Origin of the sequence: Pseudomonas jinjuensis (assembly GCF_900103845.1) — a bacterium.
GTDB classification, from domain to species: Bacteria; Pseudomonadota; Gammaproteobacteria; order Pseudomonadales; family Pseudomonadaceae; genus Pseudomonas; species Pseudomonas jinjuensis.
This window is the reverse complement of record NZ_FNIJ01000005.1, coordinates 202,622-225,537: the sequence shown is the minus strand read 5'-3', so window position 1 is coordinate 225,537 and position 22,916 is coordinate 202,622. Positions and strand designations below refer to the sequence as shown.

Here is a 22,916-nt window from a genome sequence, read left to right as displayed (position 1 = left end):
GACCTAAAGCGATCAGCCAAGGCCGCACGCCGAAGCTTGACTGATCATCCCCCACACATCACGGTATGGAAAGCTGTAGCAATAAAGGGATTCTGCGGCTTTTGATGGCACCCTTCTCGACCGTCGCGGGAGGTTCTAATCGTGAAGCACACTGTCACCCAATCGGTTGAAACGGTCGTAGATATTACCTGTGATGTCTGTCACCAAAGCACTCGCGTGGAAGGCTATGGCCAACAGTTTGGAACCCTTAGGGCGCACTGGGGGTATGGTTCCAGGCATGATGGCGAGCGCTATGAGGTTCATCTTTGTGAACTCTGCTTTTTCCGCACACTGAGCGCTCTACGTCGGGAAAGCATGGTCAACACCATGTTTGACGAGGAGCCTGATACCCTGGAGGGTGAGTTCGGTTTGGTGCGACGTGATGAGTTCTGGGGCGATGGCTGAGCCTGGGCGCATATAGGGCTGTTGCTGACTGGCCTGCCAGTTTCTCTGATCGCCGATTTGGCACAGGAACTTGGTTGGGTCGGGGCATCCTTCCTGCGGAACAGCGATGTCTATGCAGGCCCGGGCGCACGCTGTTCGGCCCAGGCAACCTTCTGAGTGATCTCCGGGCGTTTCACTCGCCATAGGCGGTCAAGCTCATCCTTCAGAGCGTCCGAATATCCAACACCGCGGCAACAGCCGCGGCGTTGGTTAGGTCGATTCACTTCACCGTGACCGCTCAATAGTCCGCGGCACCAGATACTCGCTAGGCTTTCCACAGTACGAAATCAGCAAGTGCCTCACCGCTCGCGTGGCAGCCACGTGGAACAGCGCGCGCTCATTCAGATCCCGCAAGCGGTGCTCAACTGGATCATCAGTGGCCTGTACTGCCTTGCTGAGGGGTACGACACCGTCATTGATTCCTGCCATGAAGACGGCCTTGAACTCGAGCCCTTTCACCCGGTGCATGGTCGCAAGGCGCACTCCTGCCTTGTTACGGTCATCAGCCTGATCACGAGACAAGCGACAGGTCGCGAGTCCAGCCAGCTGCAGGGCCTGCTCATAGTCACCCAGTTGGTACTGAGTGCGAGCCACCAGGCACATGTCTGCCAGCGGCATGCCTCCGCCCTCTAGTATCTGCATCTGCGAAACCAGCCAGTCGCACTCATCCTGCAGACTGACTGTTTGGTGAATGTGAGGTGCTTCCCCCTGCACCAGCGAACGATAGTCCTGGGTGCCATCCAGCCCATCATCCAGGTCATCTACCTCAATACCTTCGAGCAAAGCCGTGGCAAAGCGACGGATCTGTTCAGTGGTGCGGTAATTGATGCGTAGCTTTTTACCACGCCCTCGAATGTTGATGCCGCATTGACTAAGCGAGGTTCTCCGCTGGTAGATACGCTGATGGCCGTCACCGACTACGAAGAGATCATCACCCTGCTCCGGAGCCAGCCGACGAATCAGACTCAAAGCCTCCGGTCCAAGATCCTGTCCCTCATCAACTACCACTGCACGATATTGGCGGCGGTCCTCGCCCCGATCCAGAACATCCATGGCATGGTGCATTGCGTCTTCGGCAGTAGCCACTCTGCGGTTAGCCAATTGCAGGCGCATCTCCTCAAACACCGGCCAAATGTCACTGCGCTGCTTACGGTTAAGCGCTACTCCTCTGCCGTTGCGGTTGGCCCTGAGATAGCCCTGCCGATCAATAATCCTTTGCGGTAGAACGACTCGCTCCCACTCCTCCCGGTAGAAACTGGAAGGCAGATCCAACTCTCCCGGCTTCAACTGGATAGCGGCATTCCAGCAATGCTCATAATGACCATCCTGCCCTCCCGGATAGACGATGGTCGAGGTATACCCCTGACTCTTGACGAACTGACTGACCCATTCATTTAACGGCCGTACTTCGATGCGATCAAAAATCTCCGGGGAACAGATCTTACGCAGACTGGTACGAATATCCGTGGCTAGGTTGTGGGTGAATGTGGTGAACAGCAGTTTCTCAGTTGCTCCCAACACCCGACTCGCCAACCACCGCGCCCGATGCATGGCGACAACGGTCTTACCAGTACCTGCTCCACCCAGCACTCGAACCGGGCCATTCCAGCTGCGCTCGACCAGTTGACGCTGCGACGGGTGCAGAAAAACCCGCCAACGTTCCAGTGGAGCCTCCAGCATCTGGATGAGCTCCATCTCGTCTTCCACCACATGGAAACGACGCTGGGAGCCAGGATGCTGCAGTGCTGTGGCGTAGTCTTCAGGATCAACTTGCTGATCGGCACGCGCAGCATAGTCGGCCAGTACCTCTTCAAGCGAGGCACCAGCGGCAAGCATGTACAGCGCCTCAAAGGCCTCGATAGGCAGGCATTTCTCCAGCGCCTCCAGCGCCTCCTCCGAGGTCAATGAGCGAACCTGGGGCAGGCTGCCTTCAGGTACTCCCAAGCGCCGCAGAGTTGCATCATCCAGATCAAGCAAAGGCCCTTCCGCCAGTTCGCCAGGGATTGCCTGTTGATCAGAAGGCACCTGGTCAACTGCAGGCAAGTAAGATGTAGCCGTCTCCTCCAGGGAGCTCTCGAAGAGCTGAAGCACTCCGGTGGTCGGATTCACATGGCAGCGATTGCGCCTCGCCCAGTCATAGGCATCGTCGTGCTTATCGACCCAAAGCAACACATAAACATTCCCGCTGTCGGGCTTAAGCACGATACCGCGATAGTCCTGATCAATGCGCACCGACCGGAAATGGGGGTCACTGGCATCATTGATCTTCTCGTAGTTGATGCCACTTGCCTCTGGGTTGCGACGGAACTTGCTGACGAACTCCATCACCTTCTTCTGCTTGCCACGCGGAATTTCCGCGAAGGCTCCGAGGAAACTGTCTCCTAGCGCGATTTTTGGTTGCATCAGGCCTGCTCCTTGCTCAACTGACTGGTCACTTGCTCCAGCCAGGTATCGGTTTGCGTCGAAAGGCATACCCAGTCGCTCAGGACTGGCAATTCATGCTCGGGCTCAGTGAACAGCGCCAGTTTATGAGTGGGCCAGCTCAACTCGGCGGTGGCGACAGTAGTGTCGCCTTCCGTCAGATCCAACCCCACTTCCGGAACCGGTACCCCGCTCTCGCGTAAGCGCTCCAGACTGAGGGGGTCGATAAAACAGTCGCTAAACACCTGCGCCCAATCATCCATCGGCTCGGTCGCAGCGGCCCCCTCAGGCTGGCCGCGCCGAGGCCAGTGCAGCAATGCGGAATCATAGCCATGCTGGGCAACCCCAGTGCGGCAACTTACCGAAAAGCGTGGAGCGAACTGGAGGAGGTTGAAGGCCTGCCAGAAGGCGCGCCACTGCCGATTGAACTCATTCGTCTGAGCCGCCTGGAGATCATCGATGAAGAGGTGCACCTCGGCCTCCTCCAGCAAGCGCGTCAATGAACTCATCGCGGCCAGCGGCACACGCGCCAATGAATTAACCGGCCCCAGGCAGTGATTCTGGCTATTCAACAAGCCACCGACTGCTCCCGGTGACTCACTTAGGACAGCAAATAATGGCCCTGGCAACAGTGCTTGCAATTCGGTGCGACAAGCCTCCCAGCGCGCCCCTTTGCCAACGTGGGGATCGAGCCAACCAACCAGAGTCATCATCGCTGCCTGCTGCAAGAAGACCTGGGTCGTCTGAGGGTCAAGCAACCACTTCTCCAACCAGCGATAGCTACCAAGGCCACAAAAGCCGCTGAGCATCGCGCTGGACTGCCAACCATGCTGTTTTGCCAACTGCTCGAACAGCTGCAACATGCTCACCTGGCGACCCGCCGCCAACAGATCAGATGCCGGCACCGGCGGAGCCTTTCCCGCCTCCGGCAGATCGTCCCAAGCCAGTACTAGTACTTGCCGCCCAGCCATGACCAGCGCCTGGCGCTTCCGCGTGTCGTCGAGCAAGTTGGTGTGGTGCGGCGCAAAACCATCGGTGTAGATAAGCCATTCGTTCTGCGGCGCACGCTCACTCTCGCGGGCGGGACGAATGACGAAGTCGGCTCGCGTTGGCAACACAATGCCCTGGGCAGGACCGAAGTCGACTTGCAACTCAAGCTCCCACTGCCGTTCGCCGGCCTTGAACCAGTAGCCGGCCTTGCCATTCACCGTGCGCTTTTCCAGCCCAAAGCGCCTATCCATGGCCTCGATAAAGCGTTTTTCGAGTGGACTCTCCACCAGGCTATTGGCCGTACTGATCTGCGACAGGCCCTCGACCGAAACCAGGCTATCGGATCGCTCAAGGATCTGCTCCAGCAGGTGGGCGGCAGTCTTACGGGATATCTTCGGCATATTACGGCTGTCGCGGTAAGCCAGCAGGCACCGATAGCAGCCGTCGCGATGCTCATCATCCACGCAAACGCATCGAGTCAGGCGTGCAAGAGCTTGACGCAGCATTTCCAGCAACCTGCCCGGCTCGCGCATCAGTTCCTTGAGGTAGCCACTGCCACCCGGGATGCTGTCGTACAGCACCAGATACTGGCGCGCAGAGCCCCCCTCTCCCGCCGGCTCCAGCATCTCCGTGATGCGTAGATGATTTACATCACCTTTGAAGAAGGTCTTCAGCCCCATGTTCAGAGCAGCGATGAATGAGTGGCGCGCCACCTCGGAATACGCCACATCGGCCAGCGGTAGCAGGATGCGAATGGCTTCCGAGTTCAGTTCACGGTAGAGGTACAAACTGTCGATCCACTCGACTTCACGCTCATCCACACCGGAGCGCGCATAGGGGCAATCCAGCGCATGAGCAAACTGCCCCCTACGCAGACGGTCACGCTTGACCATGCCGCATTTACCGCAGATGCGGAAACCTCTGCGCGACTCTATTTGCCCCGCCACGGCAAAGCCTTCCGCCTCGCCGCCACGCTGGCCAAAGTTGATTTCACGGAGTTTGGTTCGGCTCAGAAACTCGAAACCGAACGGCAGGCTGTCACTGTCCAGCCGATAGGCTGCCGTCACCGATTGGTCGGGAATATCCACCAGCAGCTGACGCTGATAGAACGTCGGTTCGCGCTGGTCGGCATCATCGCCAATTCGGTCATAGCGCGAATCGGCACGGGCATATACCTGACGCAAACGCAACAAGCTGCGCTGCTGGCCAATATCTGCCCATTGCGGACTACCACACTTGGGACAAACGCTGTGGCTACTTTGCGCTTCGGTCACGTTCTCGGCGTAATGGCATTGGTTGCACAGCCGCCAGGTCTCCGGCTTCGACAGATTGAGATCGACCTGCTCGATATTCAGCTGATGGGCGGCAGCGTAGAAGCTGTTTTCCGGCGCCAACTCGCCCAAAGCGGCCTCAGCGGAGCGTTGGAACTCCAGGTTGAGGACCTCGAAGCGTCCTTTATTTGATTCCCCCTCGGCCGCCGGCTGCTCACGTAGCTGCTTACGGCGCAGAATCACCGACTTCAGGATCACCCCCTCTTCCGGGAATGCGTAGTTAGGCAGCAGTCCTTCATCGGTGAAGAAGTTCAGCGTCAGACGATTGTTCATTCGCGCAATCAGTGTCAGCAAGGCACCACGCTCTTCCTTGCAGCCTTGCAACAAGAGATTGCGCTCTTCATCTTCTGGCTGTTTCTCCAGTTGCTCGATCTGTTTCTTCAACGCGTCGATGCGCTTGCGGAGACTGCCGCGCTCCTCTTTCAGCTCATTGAGACGATCGAGAATGCGCCAACCGAGAGAGCCGTGCCGCTGCCTGTCGCCCAGTAGGAAGCTCCCAAGGTGCTCGCGCTCATCAGCGTCCAAATGCGGAAAAAGTACCAGGAAGCCCGCCAGCAGCCGATCCGCGTGCTGCTCGATGAAAGTCAGCAAGTTATGCGGGAAGGCATCTTGTCGACCGGCCTGAATGGTATCCAACACCGATTGCATGCGACCGGGAATCGCTGACTCATCCACTCCGGTATCGGCCCAGCGGTCAAAGCACCAGGCAATCATCTGGCGCTCAAGTACTGCCATGGCGCGCAGAAATACGCCGGGGGTTGCCACGGAGCCGGCGAGCATCTCCAGCGGCTGCTCATAGAAGTAGTTGTCGTGGTTCTGCCCGTTGGCGATGGCCATGGCCAAGGCATTGCCATCGGTCCGCCCGGCACGGCCGATGCGCTGGAGGTAGTTCGCCTGAGCGGGCGGAATGGAACAGAGCAATACGGTGGAAAGGTCGCCGATATTGATGCCCATCTCCAAGGTAGGTGTTGCCGAGAGCAGGTTGATATCCCAGGAATGGCGATCGGCACCACGCATGAACGAGGTTTCGATTTCCAGGCGACGCTTGCCATCGAGAAGCCCGGTGTGTTCGCTAGCCACCAGGCGACGTGGCCGGGCGCGGTAAGCCTGGTCCCCGTTGGGCATGGCCTGGAAACGGTAATGGCCGGCACAGCCGTGACGCATACAGGGGATACCCTGCCACTGCTGAAACTGCTCGGCAGCCACCATCTGCCGGTGACCACAGTCATCACAGGCCATTTCCGCCAAGCGGGCCGTCATGCTCCAACGCTGCGGGAGCAGCAACCAGGCCGGATCCTGGCCGGCATCCAACCGCTTCAGCCAGCCGTCGCTCTCCAAAAGCTGCAGAGTAAAGCGATAGGCCTGCTCATATTCTGCGGTAGCCAGCGGCTGGTCTACGGCCAGGCATTTGTTGAACCAGCCTAGATACCAGCCGCTGGATTTGCTGAACAGAGTCTCGAAATACTGACTGACAAAGCCCAAGGACAGCGCCGCCGGCGGCTGGTTAAGCGGGCCATAGCCAGGCAGATGCAAACGCTGCGTCAACAAGAAGGTGTTACCTCGTCCCTTCACATAGCCGTCCAGCTGCTCGTCATAGAATGCCCCGGCCTGCCTCAACCGACGCATCAGGCCCAGCAGGAAGGTAAGCACCTGCGATTCGCCAATATCGCGCAACGTACCCACTTCCTCACGCAGCAACCGCGTCAACCGATCGGCAGTTGCCTTCAGTGCCGACAGCTCAACCTGCGCAGTGGCTACGGCGGAGCGCTCCAGCGTGCGTCCTATGCGAGAACGCAAGCCGAACTCCACCAGCGTCTCCCAGCGCAATCTCTGGGCGACCAGATCGACCAGATCGCTGCCCTTGGGCAACTGCCCTTCAGTGGTCAACGTCTGATAATCCGCCAGCCACTCCATGTTTGGCGCGATGAAGGTGCCGACGAAATCCTCCGCTCGCGTCAGTTCACGGCGCCAGTAGCTGGGCACTTCATCTATCAGACGGGATAAGGCCATCCCATCGCCTTGCTCGCGCAAAACGCCGGCGATCGCATGGCGCACCACCTGGCTGTAGGTGCGCGCGCCGAAGAAGCCGGCGCGGTGCGCGGCATCTTGGACGGAATCGGAAAAAGCAATCAGCCGGTAGTCATCGTTGTAGTCAGAGCCGTAGAGATCACCGATCGCGACGCTGGCCAGGCTGGCAGCGCGCGACCCCAGGATGGATAGCGCAGCCTTGCCCTGGCAGCAAGGGCAGTCATTGGAAGCCTCGACCCGCGCCTCACCTTTCACGGTGCGCTGCTTGAGCAGATTGGGCAGCCACACCCGCATCATCGGCCGCTGACAATCCGGGCACTCCCCAGGCTGAGCATGCAGCGTCAGGCAGCTGCTGCAGAATTGGCGATCCCCTTCCTGAGGCCGTGGCGCCTCCTGCGGTAGCGGGAAGATCAGACAGGCATCGGGCCTATGGCTGAACCAGGCACTGTAGAACGACTGCAGATCAGCGCGAATGCTTTGCTCCCCTTCGGGCCTGATCGCCCCCCACGCGGTGGCATGACATTCACGACAGTGTAGAACCGGCAGATGCAGGGGCGACTGCGGATTCTGCAGGTCGTCGTGGTGACGCAGTATGGGCATTGCTTCAACGCTGGCCACCATGCGACGCAGCTCTCGCAGCCACAGCTGCACACGCACCTGCAGAAAGGGCTGCACACCTTTCGAGGGCTGCTGCGGATCAACCCAGATGCGCGCCGCGGAAATCAACGCACAGAGGCTGTCAATCAGCAGCATCACCTGCTCCAGGTTCACCGCCAGGTTGAAACGGCGTTGCCAATCCGCCGCCAGCACACGCATGTCGCACACCTTGTGCGCTGCCTGGAGCAATGCCTCGAAGGCCGTATGCCGCAACAAGAGCTGGCCCAGTTCGACACAGGCCTGCTGTTGGCGCAAGGCATTACGGTCGTCCAGGGCCAGATCGGCTCCCAGCCACAGTTGTGCCAGCTGACGCAGATACACGCCCTGCTCTCGCCGCCCAGGCTCCAGTTCACGCAGATTGTCCCGAGGCCAGCGGCTGAGCACCTCGCCCCGATCATTTCCCGGATCATCCAGGTACTCCGAGACGCTCAGGCGATCCTCCAGAATGATCGCCTCACGCTCGAAGGGCGTGGCGAACACGTCCGCCGCATAGGCGCACAGCGCGTCGACACCGCTGTCATCACCGATGGTTGCCGAGGTACCAACGCACGCCAGCTCATCGCCGATCTTCAATTTATCCCGCAGGCGCCGCACCAGACAGGCCAGGTCGGTACCCTGGGCACCGTCGAAGGTATGCAGCTCGTCCACCACCAGATAGCGCAACAACCCCGGTGTATTGTGCCGCCACAAGCGCTGATCCTTGGGCCGCATCAGCAGGAAATCGAGCATCTTGTAGTTGGTCAGCAGAATGTCTGGCGGGCTTTCCCGCAGCGTGTCGCGGTGGGTAATCACCTGCTCCGGAGTCATGCGGCGGTTCTGTGAACCGTCATCACCAGTGAACAGGCCAACGCTCAGCTTGGTGTCGAGCTTGTTCACTTCTTTGGCGAAACGCCGCGCCTGATCTGTGGCTAACGCATTCATCGGATAGATGATGATCGCCTTTATGCCTTGCCGACGCTCGCGCAGGCAGTAGTCCAGCAAGGGGTACATGAAACACTCGGTCTTTCCCGAGCCTGTCCCCGTCGCTACGATGCTCGACGCTGGCTTGAGCTGACACAACCGCCCGAAAGCGACCTGCTGATGTCGGTAAGGCTGGAATCCCAGCGTGATATGAGTGAACGGCAGTGGCTGCCCCAGCGGCGCGCGGCGAAACGGCAGCTTGACCTCCAGCCAGGGCCCCTTGAACAGCGCATGCTCCTGCTCCAGAAAGGCATCCAGCGTGCTTTTTTCGGGGCCATGCATAAAGCCAGGCGTGGTCATTGGAAAGGTGGTGCGCAAAAAGCGCTTTAGACCGGCCTGAACTTCACGGGCAACTATTGACGGGAGCATAGGTATCTTGAATCCCTTCCTCGGCCGCTCTTGCGGTCCACTACAAACATTGTTTGATCATCGGAAAACTCATGTAACGAGGCAGCATCTTAACCCGGCACTCTGTACCTGCCCTATCAACCAAGACCGCCACAAATTTCACCGACCTGGTACACCTGCCAGCCCGGCAAATCGATCTTGGTCAGATTGACCGCAATGCGCCTGTCCGGCCATGCCACCTCAAGCGTGGCGTGCACCTCTCCTTTAGCATTGAGCACATCGAAACCGGCTACCGGAACTGGAAACCCCTTGTTCTGCAATACCGCGATATCGCCATGGACGGATGTATCTGTTAACTGATATACGCCGTCCCATTGCAGATTATCCAGCACTCCGTGGCGCGAACGCAGCGCTCGAATGATTTCCATATCCCTACTGGAAAGGAATATTCCTCCGTGCCGGGGCTGCTTCCGATGGCAATCCTTGCATAATACTCTAAGATTGGACGGGGCATTGTCGGACTTGACCCCATTTATATGATGCACATCGCATAGTTTTTTGTGTGTGGAAAGGTCGATGAAACATTCGTTACACCGATAGCCAGCCGCCTCGCGAACTTGCTTCGACAGCTCTGGCCAATCGGGTGAATAACCAATACTTGCTCTGTCGCTCAGGTCCTTAGGCATGTACTTGAAGCAAGTACTGTAATGAGAGAAAAAATTCGTCAGCGAGAAGGCCGCAAAGACATTTTGCCGCACTGCATGTGACGTGTAATTTCTATAATTCAATTTCAATAAGCAGTTCTTGCAAACTTTCAGGGCGGCCTCGCCGCTTCTTGGCACACCACCCCAACTCGTTGCATCCTCGATCAGAAAGCGTCCGTCCAGCCTGTTGGTGGCCACATACCGCTGATAGCGATCATGGTTTTTCATGGTCTCCAGAGTTGAACAATGCGCAATATGAAAACGATTACCCTGCTCCCCATTCACTAGGGCAGCATCGAACTTTCCGGTGTGATCCTTGATATAGAGCAGAACCTGGCGTCCCTGGTAGGACAAGAGCGTAATGCCCGAGTCCAGTTCACCAATCTCGACATCCTTCCCGGAACTTAGCGCAATGTCGATCGGTTCGAATCCCAAGGCTAGGCGAGTAAGGCTGAAGTCAGAACCTTCAGGCATCATGACCCGCCCTAGTCGGACGAGCTCGGTGAAGTCAACCTTGAGCTTCATGCCTACTCCTGGATAATCCGTCGGATCTGCAGTTCGGCATTAGTCACGACCTTGAAACTGACTCGACGGGATCGCACGGGATCCTCAGTATCCGCTTCCGAGTAAACAGGATGCGCCGATGAAAAACCTACCGCGGCAAATGATCTCTTCAGCCACGCACGTTCACGCTCCACCGCAGGCATCATATACAGATACTGCAGGACAGCTCGCGTTCGCCCCTGGGAGAGTTCCATATTGTTGAAGTAAGCAATATCAGGACTGACGGTGCCACTCCAGTCACTGCTGGTGTGCCCTTCGATACGCACTTCAGTAATGTCCTGGCGAAAATTTTCCAGCACACGCATGTAGCGTGGGAAGAAGTTATCCAGTATCGCTTTAAATGTGGGTTTGAGATTGATCTTGCCGGTATCGAACAACACCTCAGGTGACTTGAAGCGAAACTCCAGCGTGTTTCTGTCGATTTCCGCGTCCCAAACCGGAAGATCATTCACAAACTCGGCATCAAGCGCCTGGTATAGGGCGACCTGAGTGTTCTGGTAGGCAACCGCAACTTCTTTGATCTTGTCTCGCTCGATCTGCACGTATCGCATGAAAGCTACGGAGATCAGCAGAAATACCATCATCAGGCCGGCCATCAGGTCCGACATCGATATCCAGTGTTCACTGGCTTGGCGAGTCGCCTTGCGGTGGATGCCGAAATACTCGTCCACGCTTAGACACCTACGCCAGGTTGACTACGAATGACTTCATCCATACGGCCAACTAGGCGCTGATAATCGTCTACGAAGCGACCGGTAATGGATGTTAAGGCAACTCCAACAGTCTCCAGCTCACTGTTGAGTTCTCGCATCGTACCGGTCTCGAACAGCTTCAATTTGCTGTTCACATCCTCGCCAAACGTCTTCAGTGCATCCGTCACATGAGCGTCCAATTCGGCGCGGGCCTTGCTCATCGAGTTAGCCAGCTCGCCCAGCATACGTTCGAGAGCGGAAGACAAGCTTTGCTGAGCCTGCGAGCCGGATTGCCCCATTTGCAGGATGATCCGCTGGGCGCTCTGCTCAAATTCGTTCGCGGCCTGCTTGAATTGAGTCGTGAGTTCGCCGGAATGCCGTTGAAGCTGAGCCCCCATGTCGTCGACCGAACGGCGCATGGTATCGAGCAAGTCCTTGGCCGATGCATTCATATCACTCACCGTGTCGTTCAACGACTCGGTGAGTTTCTCGGAAGCTTCCGCTACATCCTTGGACATGGCACTGAAGGCCTGCTGCGTACTCGTGACCGAATCACGGAAGTGCTCGGCCCCCTCCTCTAACGCCACCTGCATCTTGTTGGAATTTGTCAGCAGCTCCTGACCGGTTCGCTCCAACGAGCTTTGCAAGCCGGTAGCTCCAGCTTGCAAGAGATCCCCAATTTCCTCGACCTTCTGCTGGATTGTCGGCACCGCCTGCACGGCGGCATCACGCATCTGGATAAAGGTTTCCAGATGGCGTTGCAGTTCACTGATCTGGTGCTGGTTCACTTCCAGCACGGTCTTGAGCTCGGCCATGGCCAGCGGAATCTCCTTGCACTCCTCCCAAATGCCGGCCACAGCGGTGCGGGTCTGTACCAGCGATTCGACGCTTTGCTGGTACTGCTCACCCATTCTGTCGACCTGCTCCTTGTAGGCAGCCTGCCAGTCGACCAGCTTCTTCACCGAGGCATCCAGGGCCTTGAAGTTCTCCCCGAATTGCTCCATCAGATTCTCGTTGAAGTCCTGAATCACCTGGCGCAGCGCCTCGATGATCTGGCTGGTCGCCGACTTCGACATCATCTCGGCAAAGCGCTCGAGTTCTTGCCACAGTTTGCGGCTGAACTCGGCGTTGTATGCACGATTATCTCGGGAAAAATCAGAGATATCGCTACGCAACAGCTTGAGCTGACCGATGATCGAGCCCTCCTCCTGACCATTCATGCCACGCGCGATATCAAGGAGCAGTGCTTTTTGGGCCTCCAAAGTGGCATGGATGTGCTCTGGTGTGACTTTCTGGCCAACCCCGTTCAGCGCTCGTTTCGGCCCAAAGCGCCAAGCGTCCATCGCGTTGAAGAACATGGCTGCAGTCATCCCAACGACGCTGGTGATAAAGGCCGTTTTCAGGCCGCCCAAAAGTGCCGGAATGCTTTGGTCGATATTCTCCGTATCGAAGTGCAGCAGACCAATCACCACACCGATGAAGGTGCCGAGAATACCCAGGGAGGTCATCAGCGTTGGGGCGTACTCCAGAAACTGGGAGTGCTTACCCTTATTCGCCTCATAGAGCGATAGGCATAAGACCGCCATCGTCAGCCAAATGAAGACCTCCGTCACAGCGCTACTTTCCAACGCAGTCAGCCAACCTTCCAGGCGCTCGGAAATCATTCTCTACCCCACCCTGCACTCGTTGCGAAAATGGGGGCTGGCCGTAAAACCAGACTCCCTGACTCTTGACGGACTCCATGTGCTGCCAGATGACAGCTACTGGCTCCGCCTTTCTCGAACCTTCCGACGCGGCCCCGATAAGCTGACCGACATCCGTTCAACCCTTGGTCTTGCGCAGCTCGGCATAACTGCCCAGCTTTTCGATGGACGTGCCATCGTCGAAACGAACCAGGCTGGTTTTCACCCGCACATTGAGCTTGCCCTCCGGGGCAGCCCACAGTTCCTTGTGGCCATCCATGAACTGGTTAATATCGACCTTCCAGACCATCGTTTCCCGCATTCCTCTGGCCAACGGCTGGTCGAACTCACCATTGGCGTTGAACGCAAAGTATGGCTGCAAATCTGCATCCAGCACTTCCAGGGTGCCAGTCCAGCCTTTAAGCGGTTGATCGGACATCGACTCGAAGGCCACCCCTAAGTAGACCTTCTTGTTGATCTCCCACTTATCCGCCTCGTTATGCTTCTCGCTGCCCACAAACTGAACCCTTGAGCCCAACTCCGCTTCGATTCGGCTATTGGCGGCGACGAGTCGACGCTGCTGCTCCTGCTCAATCGTGGAGATCAGTTCGGCCGCATTATTGAATTGCACCAACTGCCAGTAGCCTCCCTGGTCGCGGAGGGTGAACTGCATCTGCAGGGGAAGATCGAGCTCTTCATTGCGGTAGGGAACGGTCACCATCGCCACCTTGCCTCGCTGCTCGATTTGATAATCGAGAACCTGCCCTTCCTCCATACCGAAGTTCGCTGCCATGCCGTGCAAGCTGGCCTTTTCCGTGGCGCCGCCGGCAGGCAAGGTCGGCCCAGCGGTAGGTGATCCCTGTTTGCTCAGATCACCGGTTTCGATGTACTGCAAGGTCGAAGATTTCAGCCCACTTACCAGGGTTGGCTTGATCATCTGCACCATGCCTGCACCGATCGCGCTGCCGAGCTTGCCCCAGGCGTCTTTTTCACCTCCCGCGGACTTGGCGAGCTGTTGCGCCATCACATCGTCGATCAGCCGATTGAATAGCGTGTCGACATCCACATGCTTTTCGAACAGGGCGACGTCATGACTCTCCACCGACTCGCGGATCTGCAGGACGGAATAGCTCGGGGTGGTCGTGTAGTAGTAGAAGCCCCCCGCCATTGCCGCGAGCAGACCTACAGCAACCAGCGCTATCTTCTTTTTCATCAGGCTCCCTCCTGGGCAATTGCATGGATATGGGTAAGTGGCAGGGTTTCGGCGTTCGCCTAGCCCTCACAGGAGGCCGCGGCGGCCTGCGCCGGCGATGCGCCTGCTTCGTTCTCCCGCTCGGCGAAGAACGCCCAGGCCCGGCGGTAATCCTCTTCCCGATCCGGCTTGAAGAAGGGCGCGGTGTATTCGATGGTGGTTTCATGGGGCCCGCCGGGCAGGGTGTCGTCCAAAAAGGTCTTGCGCACCTTGCTGCCGGCGGGCAGGTGTTGGATATCTTCCCAGCCCAGCGTGATGTCGTGCTCGGTGCGGCCGGGGGACTCGAGGCTGTAGAAGGTGCCTTCTTCCAGGTCGCTCTTGCGGGCCTTACGCGGCAGGCCAACGCTAACCAGCCCCTTGCTGGGGGTGAAGACGATGCGGCCGTTCTGGTCGTACCAGGTATCCGCCTCATACTGGCGCATCACCGGGAACTGCACACGGTAGATGGTGAGCAGCTCGTCGAGGGTCATGCCCAGGGCTTGGGCGAGCAGCACATCGATTTCCAGAAGGGCCTGGCGACGGGTGTAGTCGCTGCGCAGGGCACAGTTGCGTTGCCAGTCAGGAGTAAGCTGCTGGAAGAAGTCCTGGGCCAGCACGCGGGCACCGGGGTGGCCACTATCCGAGGCAATGGACCAGCGTTGTTCGCGATAGGTAGGTCGCCAGGTGGATTGCCAGAGATCTGCGTAGTACGACGTCAAGCAATGAAGGGCTAAAACCCTAAGAAAAATCTCCGAATCAGCGCTGACCAGCGGAAGTGCAGCCCATGTAGCCATGAGGTTACTTCGCCCCGTGGACTTGGTATAGAAGTCGCCCACAGTCGAAATGCCAATCGCTGTTTGCCTGATCAATAGCTCTGATGACTTGAAGGACGTAGTTTGGACACCATGAATGTGCCCAACCCCAAGCGGAACAATAACAGGGGTGAGGGTGCGCTCGCCTGATTGTGACAGCATCCCCCTATAAGCGAGTCGATAATACTCCGTCACCCGCCTCGGTTCTGTCTCCCCCGGCTCCACCCAACTAACCTTCGGCGTACGCGCCCGGTAATCGTCTGGACTACAGGCTGGAACGTAGTTAGTGCGCGGCAGGTAGTCATCGGGCAGGGTAAGCAGGTCAAGGTTGTCGTAAGCCTTGTTGGTATTACAGATAGCGCGTGGCGTGTTGTAGTAGGGGTTGCCGACAAAGAAATGCGGGCCGGAAAGCACCCATTCGCCGACATCCTGCGGAAAGCGGGTTTCGCGGCGTATGGTGCCGTCATTCTGAGCATTGGTTTCGTGCCACATCTCCAGTGACAGATATTCACCCTTGAGGTCGCCTAGCCGAAGGGGCTGTTCGGCGAACTTGTGCAGCGCGCCGATCAACTGGCGAGCATGCAGCGCCGGCAGGCGGGCGGCCAGCGGCTCGGTGCCCACCTCGTCATAGAGTCTGGCGAACAGAGCCAGCTCGGCTTCCTTGACTTCGACGATACGGTCGCGATGGCCTTCGAAACACCAGCGAACCTTGACTCGACCGTCCGGTAACTCCAGTTCCTCCTTAATCCCAGGCACCTCGCCGTCACCCTGATGGGTAAAACAGGCATCTATGGTCTGCGGGATAAAGAGGTTCGAGATGTGTCCAAATCGAGGTGAGGCCAGCGGGCCAAAAACGTTGACGCTGAACAGCGTTTGGTTATGCACCTCGGCGAACAGCTTGGTCTCGTTGATGAACTGGAAGTGTGCGCGAAGGCGCGGATACAGCGCCTTGCGGAATTCCCCACCCTTCGGGTCGTCATATATCCCTTCCGGATGCAGGAAACCGCTGACGCCTTTTTCAGAGCTGCGGCTCCAAGCCTGGGGCAGAAAGCATTTGTAGAGATTGGTCTGTACCCCACGCAGCAAGGGATAGTTGCATAGCGCGTTGAGGAAATTCTGTGTGCCTTCGCTTTCCTCGAACTCGGCCAGCCAGGTCGGTTCCAACGCGGGGATGCGTTCGAAGGTTTCGTCGTGCAGCCTGTTGAGCTGGGTGGCACTGAAATTGCGCAGCACGAAGCGTGGGTCGAAGTCGCCGAGCACCGCACCGGAGTTCCACTCCACCTTGAGCCAGGGCGGGTTCCCCAGGGTCAGGTCGAAGCCGCCGCGGTCGGCGAACACATCGGCGAAGGCCAGGTGCCAGTGGAAGAAACGGTGCCGCTCGGCTATGCGGTCGGCCAGATGCAGGCGCGGGAAGGCGGCGAACAGGTGCTTGAGGTTGACCACCCCGTACTTGTTGACGAAGCGCTTGCCCTCCTCCGGGTTCTGGGTGCTGGCGAACAGGTCGTGCTGCTGGTGGGCCGGGCCAGCGGCAACGGTGTCGCCGAGCAGAAGGTTCTCCAGGTCGAACAGCCATTCATCCCGACTGGGCAGAGCTTCAGCCTCATGGATCGGCCAGAACCAGAGTGCGCACCAGTAGTCCATGACCAGCTTGAGGCGGCGGTAGGCGCTGGTGTTGTCCAGGCCCCGGGCGTGCAGCTCCTGGTCTAGTACGCGGTCCTTAAAGTCAAGGCTGGTGATGGCGCCGTCGATGTGCAGGCCGTAGATATCGAAAGGGTCGGTGGTCTTGCGGCGCATGGCGCGCAGGGTGGCGGTGTGCTCCTGCCAGAGTTCTTCGACCTTCTGGCTCAGGGTTTCCAAAATGGCGCGCTGTTCGGCGTCGAATGGCTTGGTGAATTCCTTGCGCCAGCTATTGATGGCTTTGATCTGCTCCGGATAGCGGGCCTTGACGTCCCTGTCGGCGTAGCTGGTCATGCCGCTGTCGGGCAGGAGGAAGTGCCAGATCTGCCCGCTTTCGCGTGGCGTGCCCATAGCCAGCGCCTGCGGCGCCTGGCTGAGCCAACAGTCGGCATCCCTGGCCTTGAGGCCCAGCTGGCTGGCCTTGAAGTACTCGCGGCGTGCACCGATCAGTGAGTTGCCGCAATGCAGTTGCAAGCCGAACCAGGGCACGAAACGGTCGCGGCTGAGGGCGTTGAGCCAGAGCGAGACTTCGGCCAGCTCGACGGCGACCGGATTCAAGTCGACGCCGAAGACGTTGTTGTCGGCCAGGTACATCTTGACCTTCTGCCGCTCCTCCGGGTAACGGTGCTGGGGAATGCGCTCGCCCTTACCCTCGGCGACCATGGCGCTCTGCATCAGCTCCAGGTACTTGTCGGCGATCTGGTTGATGGCTTCGTTCAAGAACGCCGCGCTACCCATGGCCGGCTCGCAGATGCTCAGCTTGAGCAGGCGCTCGGCACGGGCGCGGTCGCTGGGCAGCGGGTCGAGCTGCTCCTTCCAGACTTCCTTAAGTGCGTATTTGACCAGGCTGCGGGTGAGCACTTCCGGGGTGTAGTAGGAGGCCGACTTTTCCCGGTCGCGTCCGGCCATGCGGTAGATGAAGCTGCCTCTAGGATGCCGGCGCAGGATCTTCTCGCCACGCTCGTTGCGGGTGTAGACGCGCTCGGCCTCGCTGTACTCCTCCAGCTCACGGGCATTGACGAAATAACCGGTGTCGAGATCGTTGGGCTCGCTGCCGGCTTTCTTCACCTCGAACAGCTCTTCGGTGGCGAAGAAGCCGCGGTAGCTGAGCAGGGCCTCGTACACCGCACCCAGCTGGTTGATGCCGAGCTGGGCGTAAGAGATACGGCCCCGGCGGCGGCGGCCATTGCCCGGTCGGGTCAGCGACATCAGCTGGATGATCTGCTGCAGCAAGGCGTTGGGGAACACCACGCGGTCGAGCAAGCGGGTACGCGTCGGGTCGAACAGGTGTGACTTCAGCGGTTGCAGGCTGAACGCATCGCGCCCGCTCTGGCCGGCGGCGAGCAGGTCGGCCTGGGTACTGCCTGCATCGGGCGTACCGTTGTTGACCAAGCGGAACAGCAGGCTGAGCGAGTCGTGGATGTAGCGGCCGTTGCGCTCGGTGTCGCTGGTGAGCGGGATCATCTCCAGCTCGCGCAGGTGCTCCAGCGAATAGCCCTTGAGGTAGACATCGGAGCCGACCGGGGCGTAGCCGAGTTCCGGGCGTGCCTCGATGTAGAACAGGAACAACAGGCGGTACATGTAGCGCAGGCATTCCAGGGAGAGCTGGCCGGCATCCAGTTCGTTCTTGCCGCTGAAGATCCCTTCCTTCTTCTCTTGCGCCTGGGTGATCAACTGACGCGCGGCCTCGTCACCGAGTAGCTCGATACACTCGCGCAGGGCGTACTTGAGGTCTTCGGAAACGCCATAAGCGTGTTTGTGGGCGTTCTCGTCGAGGGTGTCGAGCAGCGCCTGGCCGTTGGCGTCGAACAGCGATTGGCGGTGCAGCAACACGCTGACGGCCTTGAGGGTGTCGCTTTCGCGGCGGCCCAGCAGCTCGGTCCAGTCGAAGCGCAGCAAACGGTGCTGGGCGAACTTGGCGCGGTCGAGCAGCAACCATTGGCGAGGCGCGGCCAAAATCACCCAGCGCGGCGGCCGTGGCTGGGTGAACACGCTGCTGGATAGCAGCTGCTGCCAGTCACGTTCGGCGGCGGGTACGCCGGCGGGGCCGGCACCTGGCGGATTGGGCAGCGTGCTCAGCTGCTTGTGATAGAGCGGCAGGCTGAGGGGATCGCTGTCGTTGTCGAACGCGGCATCCAGGGGCTGGGCTTCGAGGATCCACAGCAGGGGGGCGCCACCCGCCGAGCGTAGCTCGCCAAGCAGCGGCAGTTCGACATCGGCCGGCGTTTCCAGCACCAGGCGCTGGGGCTGATGGGGCAGTTCGAACAGGGCCAGCAGCTCGCGGATCAACGCCCTGCCCTGCTGCGCCCGCTCGCCGGCGTCGCGCTGGCGCTCGGCTTCGTCGAGGCGTTGTAGCCAGTCGCGGCCCAGGGTGCTGAGACGCGCCCAGAGCGTTCGCCAGTCAGGTTCCCTTCGACCCTCGGCACGGGCCTGCTCGCGGGACGCGTCTTCCTGCAACTGCCAGGTCTCGATCACGCCGCGCACATCACCCTGGAAGATTTCCGAGAGGTAGTGCTGGCTGTAGAAATCGTTTTCGTTGGTGATGCCGATCCAGTTCATATCAGGCGCTAACCTTGAGCGATTGCATGTCACGCGGGGCTACGCCGAGGTCGCGCCAGTTCTCCGGGTGACAGGTAAACAAAAGAATCTGATGCCGCTGCGCTGCATCGAAGAGGATGCGCTTCATTTGCCCTAGGCGTTGCGGGTCGCTGTGCACCAGAGCATCGTCGAGGATGATCAAGGTCGGCCGGCCGGCTTCCTTGAGCAGGTCGGCATAGGCCAGGCGACTGATCAGGCCCATTTGCTCGCGGGCACCGAAACTGAGGGCGGCGAAATCGCCACGCTCTTCGGTGCCGTTGGCGGTGCGGATCAGTTGTTCGGGAATCAGATCCTCATCTACGGTGAGGCTGGCCTGCGGGAAGAGCAATTGCAGGTAACGATTGAGGTGGCGTTGCAGGGGCGCCTGGAGCCTGCGGGTCAGCGCCTGGCGCTTGGCCTTGAGCAACTCCAGCAGCAGGTTGAGGGCGGCGGCGCGACGGCTGAACTCGTCACGGCGGCGGCTGACAAGCTGGAAATCTTGAGCCAGTTCGGCACGTTGCTCTTCCAACCCCTGGGCGCCGAGGGTTTCCAGGCTGGTCTGCAGTCGGATCAATTCCTTGTCGCGCTCTTGAGCGGCCTTTTCCATGGCGTCGGCAGTGCGGCTGAGGCGATCGATATCCTGACGGAGTATGTCTGGATTGGCGGCATCGATCTGCTGCTGGCGGGAGCCTATTGAAGTCTCCAACCCCGTTTCTGTGGCGCGCAGGTCGAGCAGTTGATCGTTGAGCTGCCGCTCGCGTTGCTGGCGATCCGGGGACTGAATCTCGTCCTGGAGCTTTTGCCATTCGGTGTTCGAGCTTTGTAGGGCCTGGCTGGCCAGGCCGAGTTCCACCCTGAAACTGGCTTCAGCTTTTTCGGCAGCCTTGAGCGTCTCGTCGGCGGTTTCCAGATGGGTTTCCGCGGTAGTCACGCTGATCTTATCGGCCGCGGATTCCGGCAACTCTGCCAGCAGCGCTTGAAGCTCTTGCCTGCGTTGATTACCGAGCTGCTGCCTGTTGCTCAGCTCATCCACCCCATCGGGTGCGTGGCTGTTCAACAGGAGTTCATTACGGCGTATATCTTCCTGGAGTGACCGGCACTGCTCGGCTCGTTCCTCGGCCTGGACAAGATTTTCTACCCGCAAGCTGCCCAGCAGACCGGTGATGTCGTCCTGCAATACCTGCTGGCGGCGGACAAGGTCAGCGATATCCTCGCCGCCGGGTTGAACGCGCAGCTTGCCGACTCCAGCGATATGCAGGTCGGTGGGCTCCAGCAACAGGCGCTCGCCCTGGCCGGTGAGCGACTCGCTGTCGAGTTGCAGGCTCTGGCCAGGCAGCAGCTCGAACTGCAGCCGTGTCGCCACTGCTTGTTGAGCGATGGCGAGGTCGTCCAGATCCCGGCTAAGTTTTTGCAGCTTCTTGAGCTGGGCAGCGTCGATACGGTTGGCTTGCAGTTGCTCTCGTTGCTGCAGCAATTGCGCTTGCAGCTCGCGGGCATTGCTCAGGTTGCCTTCGATTTCGGCCAGCTCCTGGTCGAGCTGGGCTGATTCGCGGGAAAGGGCTGTACGCTGCTCGTCCTGGCGAGCTTGCTTCAGGGTTTCGCGAGCTTGCTGGTAGGCCGTTTGCGCCCGGGTCAGACGGGTTTCGACCTGTTCCTGACGTGCTTGAAGTTCAGCGAGGGTTGTTTCTGCCTTCTGGCGCGCCTTGTCCCTTTGCTCCAGCTCTTGCTGCTGCTTGGCAAAGGTACGCAGTTGATCGCGGCATAGCTGCTGGCTGTCGAGACAGTGTTGCAGTTCCTTCTGCTCGCGTTGCTGCTCACGTACCCAGCCTTCTACCTCGGCTAGGCGGTCCTCGGCTTCCTTGGCCTGGCGACGGTAGTCTTGCCAAGGCTTGGTGGCATCTTCTTGCTGCTGTTGACGCAATTCTCCCAGTCGATCCACCTGTTGGCGGTAGGTGCTGATACTGGCGTCCAGTTCATCCAGGCGTGCCCGGTACTCGTCGTACTGCTGGTTGATGCGCGCGTAGTCGCCGGTGGGGCGCCCTGTGCTGGTTAGCAGGACTGCACGCTCCCGCTCGACCCGAGCTATCAATTCATCGCCGGCGCTGCTGGCGACTTCACCCAGGCTTTCACCCAATGCGGATTTGAGGTGATCGCCGGCATAGGCGACGGCGTCATGGATGTTCTGGCCGGAGCCTTGCTCGATCCACAGTAGGCCGGGTATCCCCCAATGCTCGGCTTTGCTGGCACCGCGTCCGGGAAATTGATAGCCAAGTAGCTCCGCCAGTCGCTCTTCTGCTTCATCACCATTGAAGGACTGGCCTCCCACCTGGAGGTCACAGCGTTTTTGCCTGAGAAAGCTCTTGGCGAGCCGCCAACGCTTGTCTTGCCAGTCGAACTCCAGCTGGATGCCAGGGGCGGCCGAGGAGTCTCCCCAGGGTTGCAGATCTTCGACGCTGCTGGATTTGTGGCGTTCGAAAAAGGCGGCACGGATTGCCCGCACCAGAGTGCTCTTACCGGACTCATTGGGCCCGGTGAACAGGTTGATGCCCGGTTCCAGATCGCAGATTTCAAGGGGCTGGCGGAACTGACGAACCTGCTCGATTCGCATCCGGTGAAGTTTCATTCCATGCCCTCCTGCAATTGTCGATCGCGCAGCAGGCCGGCCAGAATAGCCAGTGCGTCGCGGGCGGTTTCGGCATCTTCTGTCTGCTGGCACTCCCGCAGCTCGGCAAGCACTTCCCCTAGATAGCCATCGGCATGTAGGGCGGCAATATCTTCATCGGTGGGCTGCAGGCGAAGATCGGCGAAGTCGCATTGCACGCTGCGGTGACGCGCTTCGGCCACGGACAGGGCTTGCTGCAATCGGTAGTTGCCGGCCAGGCTGGTCTGCCCGCTCAGGGCAATGTCCAGCACGGAGGGGGCGGCGACTTCATCCAAACGCTGCAGCAGAACATCGAGGTCGGAATCGACCGTGAGCTGAACCTGCCAGTGCTGCCAGACGTACTGACCGATCAGCCGCGGCGTGACCTGAGGCTCGGTACCGGGTGCAGCTATCTCCACCGCCAGAACCTGCCCTGCACCGTTGTTCTTGAAACGTTCCTGTTCAGGCGTGCCGCTGTACCAGGTGCGGGTATCTATCTGCTTGACGCCATGCCAGTCGCCCAGGGCCAGATAGTCCAAGCATGCGCGCTGGGCGCGCTCCGGTGCGATCGGATTCGGTGAGTCGATATCCTCGGCGAGGATGCCCTGCACGCTGCCGTGGGCCAGACCGATGCGCAGCAGCCCTGGGGCAGTTTCGGCAGCGTCGAACCAGCAGGTGAGGTCATCGTGAGTCTGACGCTGGGTCAGCGGCGCAGTGAGCACTGCAAAACCCTGTTCGGCAAATTCCAGTACGTCAGGCGTCAAGGCGACATGGACGTTGGCGGGAATAGCCCCGAGACGCTGGGCGCGGCTCCAGATGCTTTCGGCCAGTGCCGCGTCGTGGTTGCCGGGGATCATGATCCAGGGGCCGGCAAATCCTTGCAGGGCATTGAATAGGCGGCGAATGGTGCGATCGGAAACCGTCTGGGCATCGAACACATCGCCGGCAACCAGCACGGCATCGAAGGCTTCGGTGGACGCCAGCTGTGCGATGCGCTCGACGACTGCGAACCGGGCCTCGGCCAGCGCCACGGCATCGTCCTGGGCGAAGCGGCTGTACTGACGCCCAATCTGCCAGTCAGCGGTATGCAGAAATCGCGGCATTGTATGCTCCCCTCG

Annotated in this window: 10 protein-coding genes and 1 pseudogene; 1 reads left to right on the top strand and 10 read right to left on the bottom strand. The window is 59.4% G+C overall.

Annotation, left to right across the window (positions count from 1 at the left end; translation table 11 throughout):
- Positions 1-141: 141 nt before the first annotated feature.
- The gene (locus BLR75_RS09135; protein WP_084310570.1) at positions 142-444 is read left to right on the top strand and encodes a hypothetical protein; all 303 of its coding nucleotides are present in this window, start codon (positions 142-144) and stop codon (positions 442-444) included.
- A 137-nt stretch (positions 445-581) separates the two neighbouring features.
- Here BLR75_RS09135 and BLR75_RS26445 read toward each other — a convergent pair.
- The 10 genes and pseudogenes from BLR75_RS26445 to BLR75_RS09090 all read right to left on the bottom strand — a co-directional run.
- Positions 582-707, bottom strand: a pseudogene (locus BLR75_RS26445) (hypothetical protein); the annotation flags it as partial.
- A gap of 1 nt (position 708) precedes the next feature.
- Complete coding sequence (locus BLR75_RS09130; protein ID WP_084310571.1) at positions 709-2,886, bottom strand: ATP-dependent helicase; 2,178 nt, start codon at positions 2,884-2,886, stop codon at positions 709-711.
- Positions 2,886-9,188 (bottom strand): DEAD/DEAH box helicase, encoded by a 6,303-nt coding sequence (locus tag BLR75_RS09125; protein ID WP_175469372.1) that lies wholly within the window; start codon positions 9,186-9,188, stop codon positions 2,886-2,888. Before BLR75_RS09125 ends, BLR75_RS09130 begins: the two co-directional genes overlap by 1 nt.
- A gap of 167 nt (positions 9,189-9,355) precedes the next feature.
- The gene (gene zorE, locus BLR75_RS09120; RefSeq protein WP_084310573.1) at positions 9,356-10,447 is read right to left on the bottom strand and encodes a type II Zorya anti-phage system protein ZorE; all 1,092 of its coding nucleotides are present in this window, start codon (positions 10,445-10,447) and stop codon (positions 9,356-9,358) included.
- 2 nt (positions 10,448-10,449) lie between these two features.
- A complete protein-coding gene (gene zorB2, locus BLR75_RS09115) occupies positions 10,450-11,157 on the bottom strand; it encodes a type II Zorya anti-phage system protein ZorB2 (protein ID WP_245726121.1) in 708 nt (235 codons plus the stop codon).
- Positions 11,158-11,159: 2 nt separating this feature from the next.
- Entirely contained in the window at positions 11,160-12,842 is a 1,683-nt protein-coding gene (gene zorA2 / locus BLR75_RS09110) for a type II Zorya anti-phage system protein ZorA2 (RefSeq protein WP_084310574.1), read from the bottom strand.
- A gap of 157 nt (positions 12,843-12,999) precedes the next feature.
- Positions 13,000-14,073 carry a DUF2939 domain-containing protein gene (locus tag BLR75_RS09105; protein WP_084310575.1) on the bottom strand — a complete coding sequence of 358 codons (1,074 nt, stop codon included), beginning with the start codon at positions 14,071-14,073 and terminating at the stop codon, positions 13,000-13,002.
- 59 nt (positions 14,074-14,132) lie between these two features.
- Positions 14,133-19,139, bottom strand: coding sequence for an Eco57I restriction-modification methylase domain-containing protein (locus BLR75_RS09100; RefSeq protein WP_084310576.1), 5,007 nt, complete (start codon positions 19,137-19,139; stop codon positions 14,133-14,135).
- 1 nt (position 19,140) lies between these two features.
- Entirely contained in the window at positions 19,141-21,780 is a 2,640-nt protein-coding gene (locus BLR75_RS09095; protein ID WP_084310577.1) for an AAA family ATPase, read from the bottom strand.
- Positions 21,777-22,901 carry a metallophosphoesterase family protein gene (locus BLR75_RS09090; protein WP_084310578.1) on the bottom strand — a complete coding sequence of 375 codons (1,125 nt, stop codon included), beginning with the start codon at positions 22,899-22,901 and terminating at the stop codon, positions 21,777-21,779. The genes BLR75_RS09095 and BLR75_RS09090 overlap by 4 nt, the downstream gene beginning before the upstream one ends.
- Positions 22,902-22,916 lie beyond the last annotated feature (15 nt).

Bases quoted from the DNA above. Each gene is read 5' to 3' on its own strand.
- BLR75_RS09130 (WP_084310571.1), bottom strand. From the start codon at position 2,886: ATGCAACCAAAAATCGCGCTAGGAGACAGTTTCCTCGGAGCCTTCGCG.
- zorE (WP_084310573.1), bottom strand. From the start codon at position 10,447: ATGAAGCTCAAGGTTGACTTCACCGAGCTCGTCCGACTAGGGCGGGTC.
- zorA2 (WP_084310574.1), bottom strand. From the start codon at position 12,842: ATGATTTCCGAGCGCCTGGAAGGTTGGCTGACTGCGTTGGAAAGTAGC.
- BLR75_RS09105 (WP_084310575.1), bottom strand. From the start codon at position 14,073: ATGAAAAAGAAGATAGCGCTGGTTGCTGTAGGTCTGCTCGCGGCAATG.
- BLR75_RS09100 (WP_084310576.1), bottom strand. From the start codon at position 19,139: ATGAACTGGATCGGCATCACCAACGAAAACGATTTCTACAGCCAGCAC.
- BLR75_RS09095 (WP_084310577.1), bottom strand. From the start codon at position 21,780: ATGAAACTTCACCGGATGCGAATCGAGCAGGTTCGTCAGTTCCGCCAG.
- BLR75_RS09090 (WP_084310578.1), bottom strand. From the start codon at position 22,901: ATGCCGCGATTTCTGCATACCGCTGACTGGCAGATTGGGCGTCAGTAC.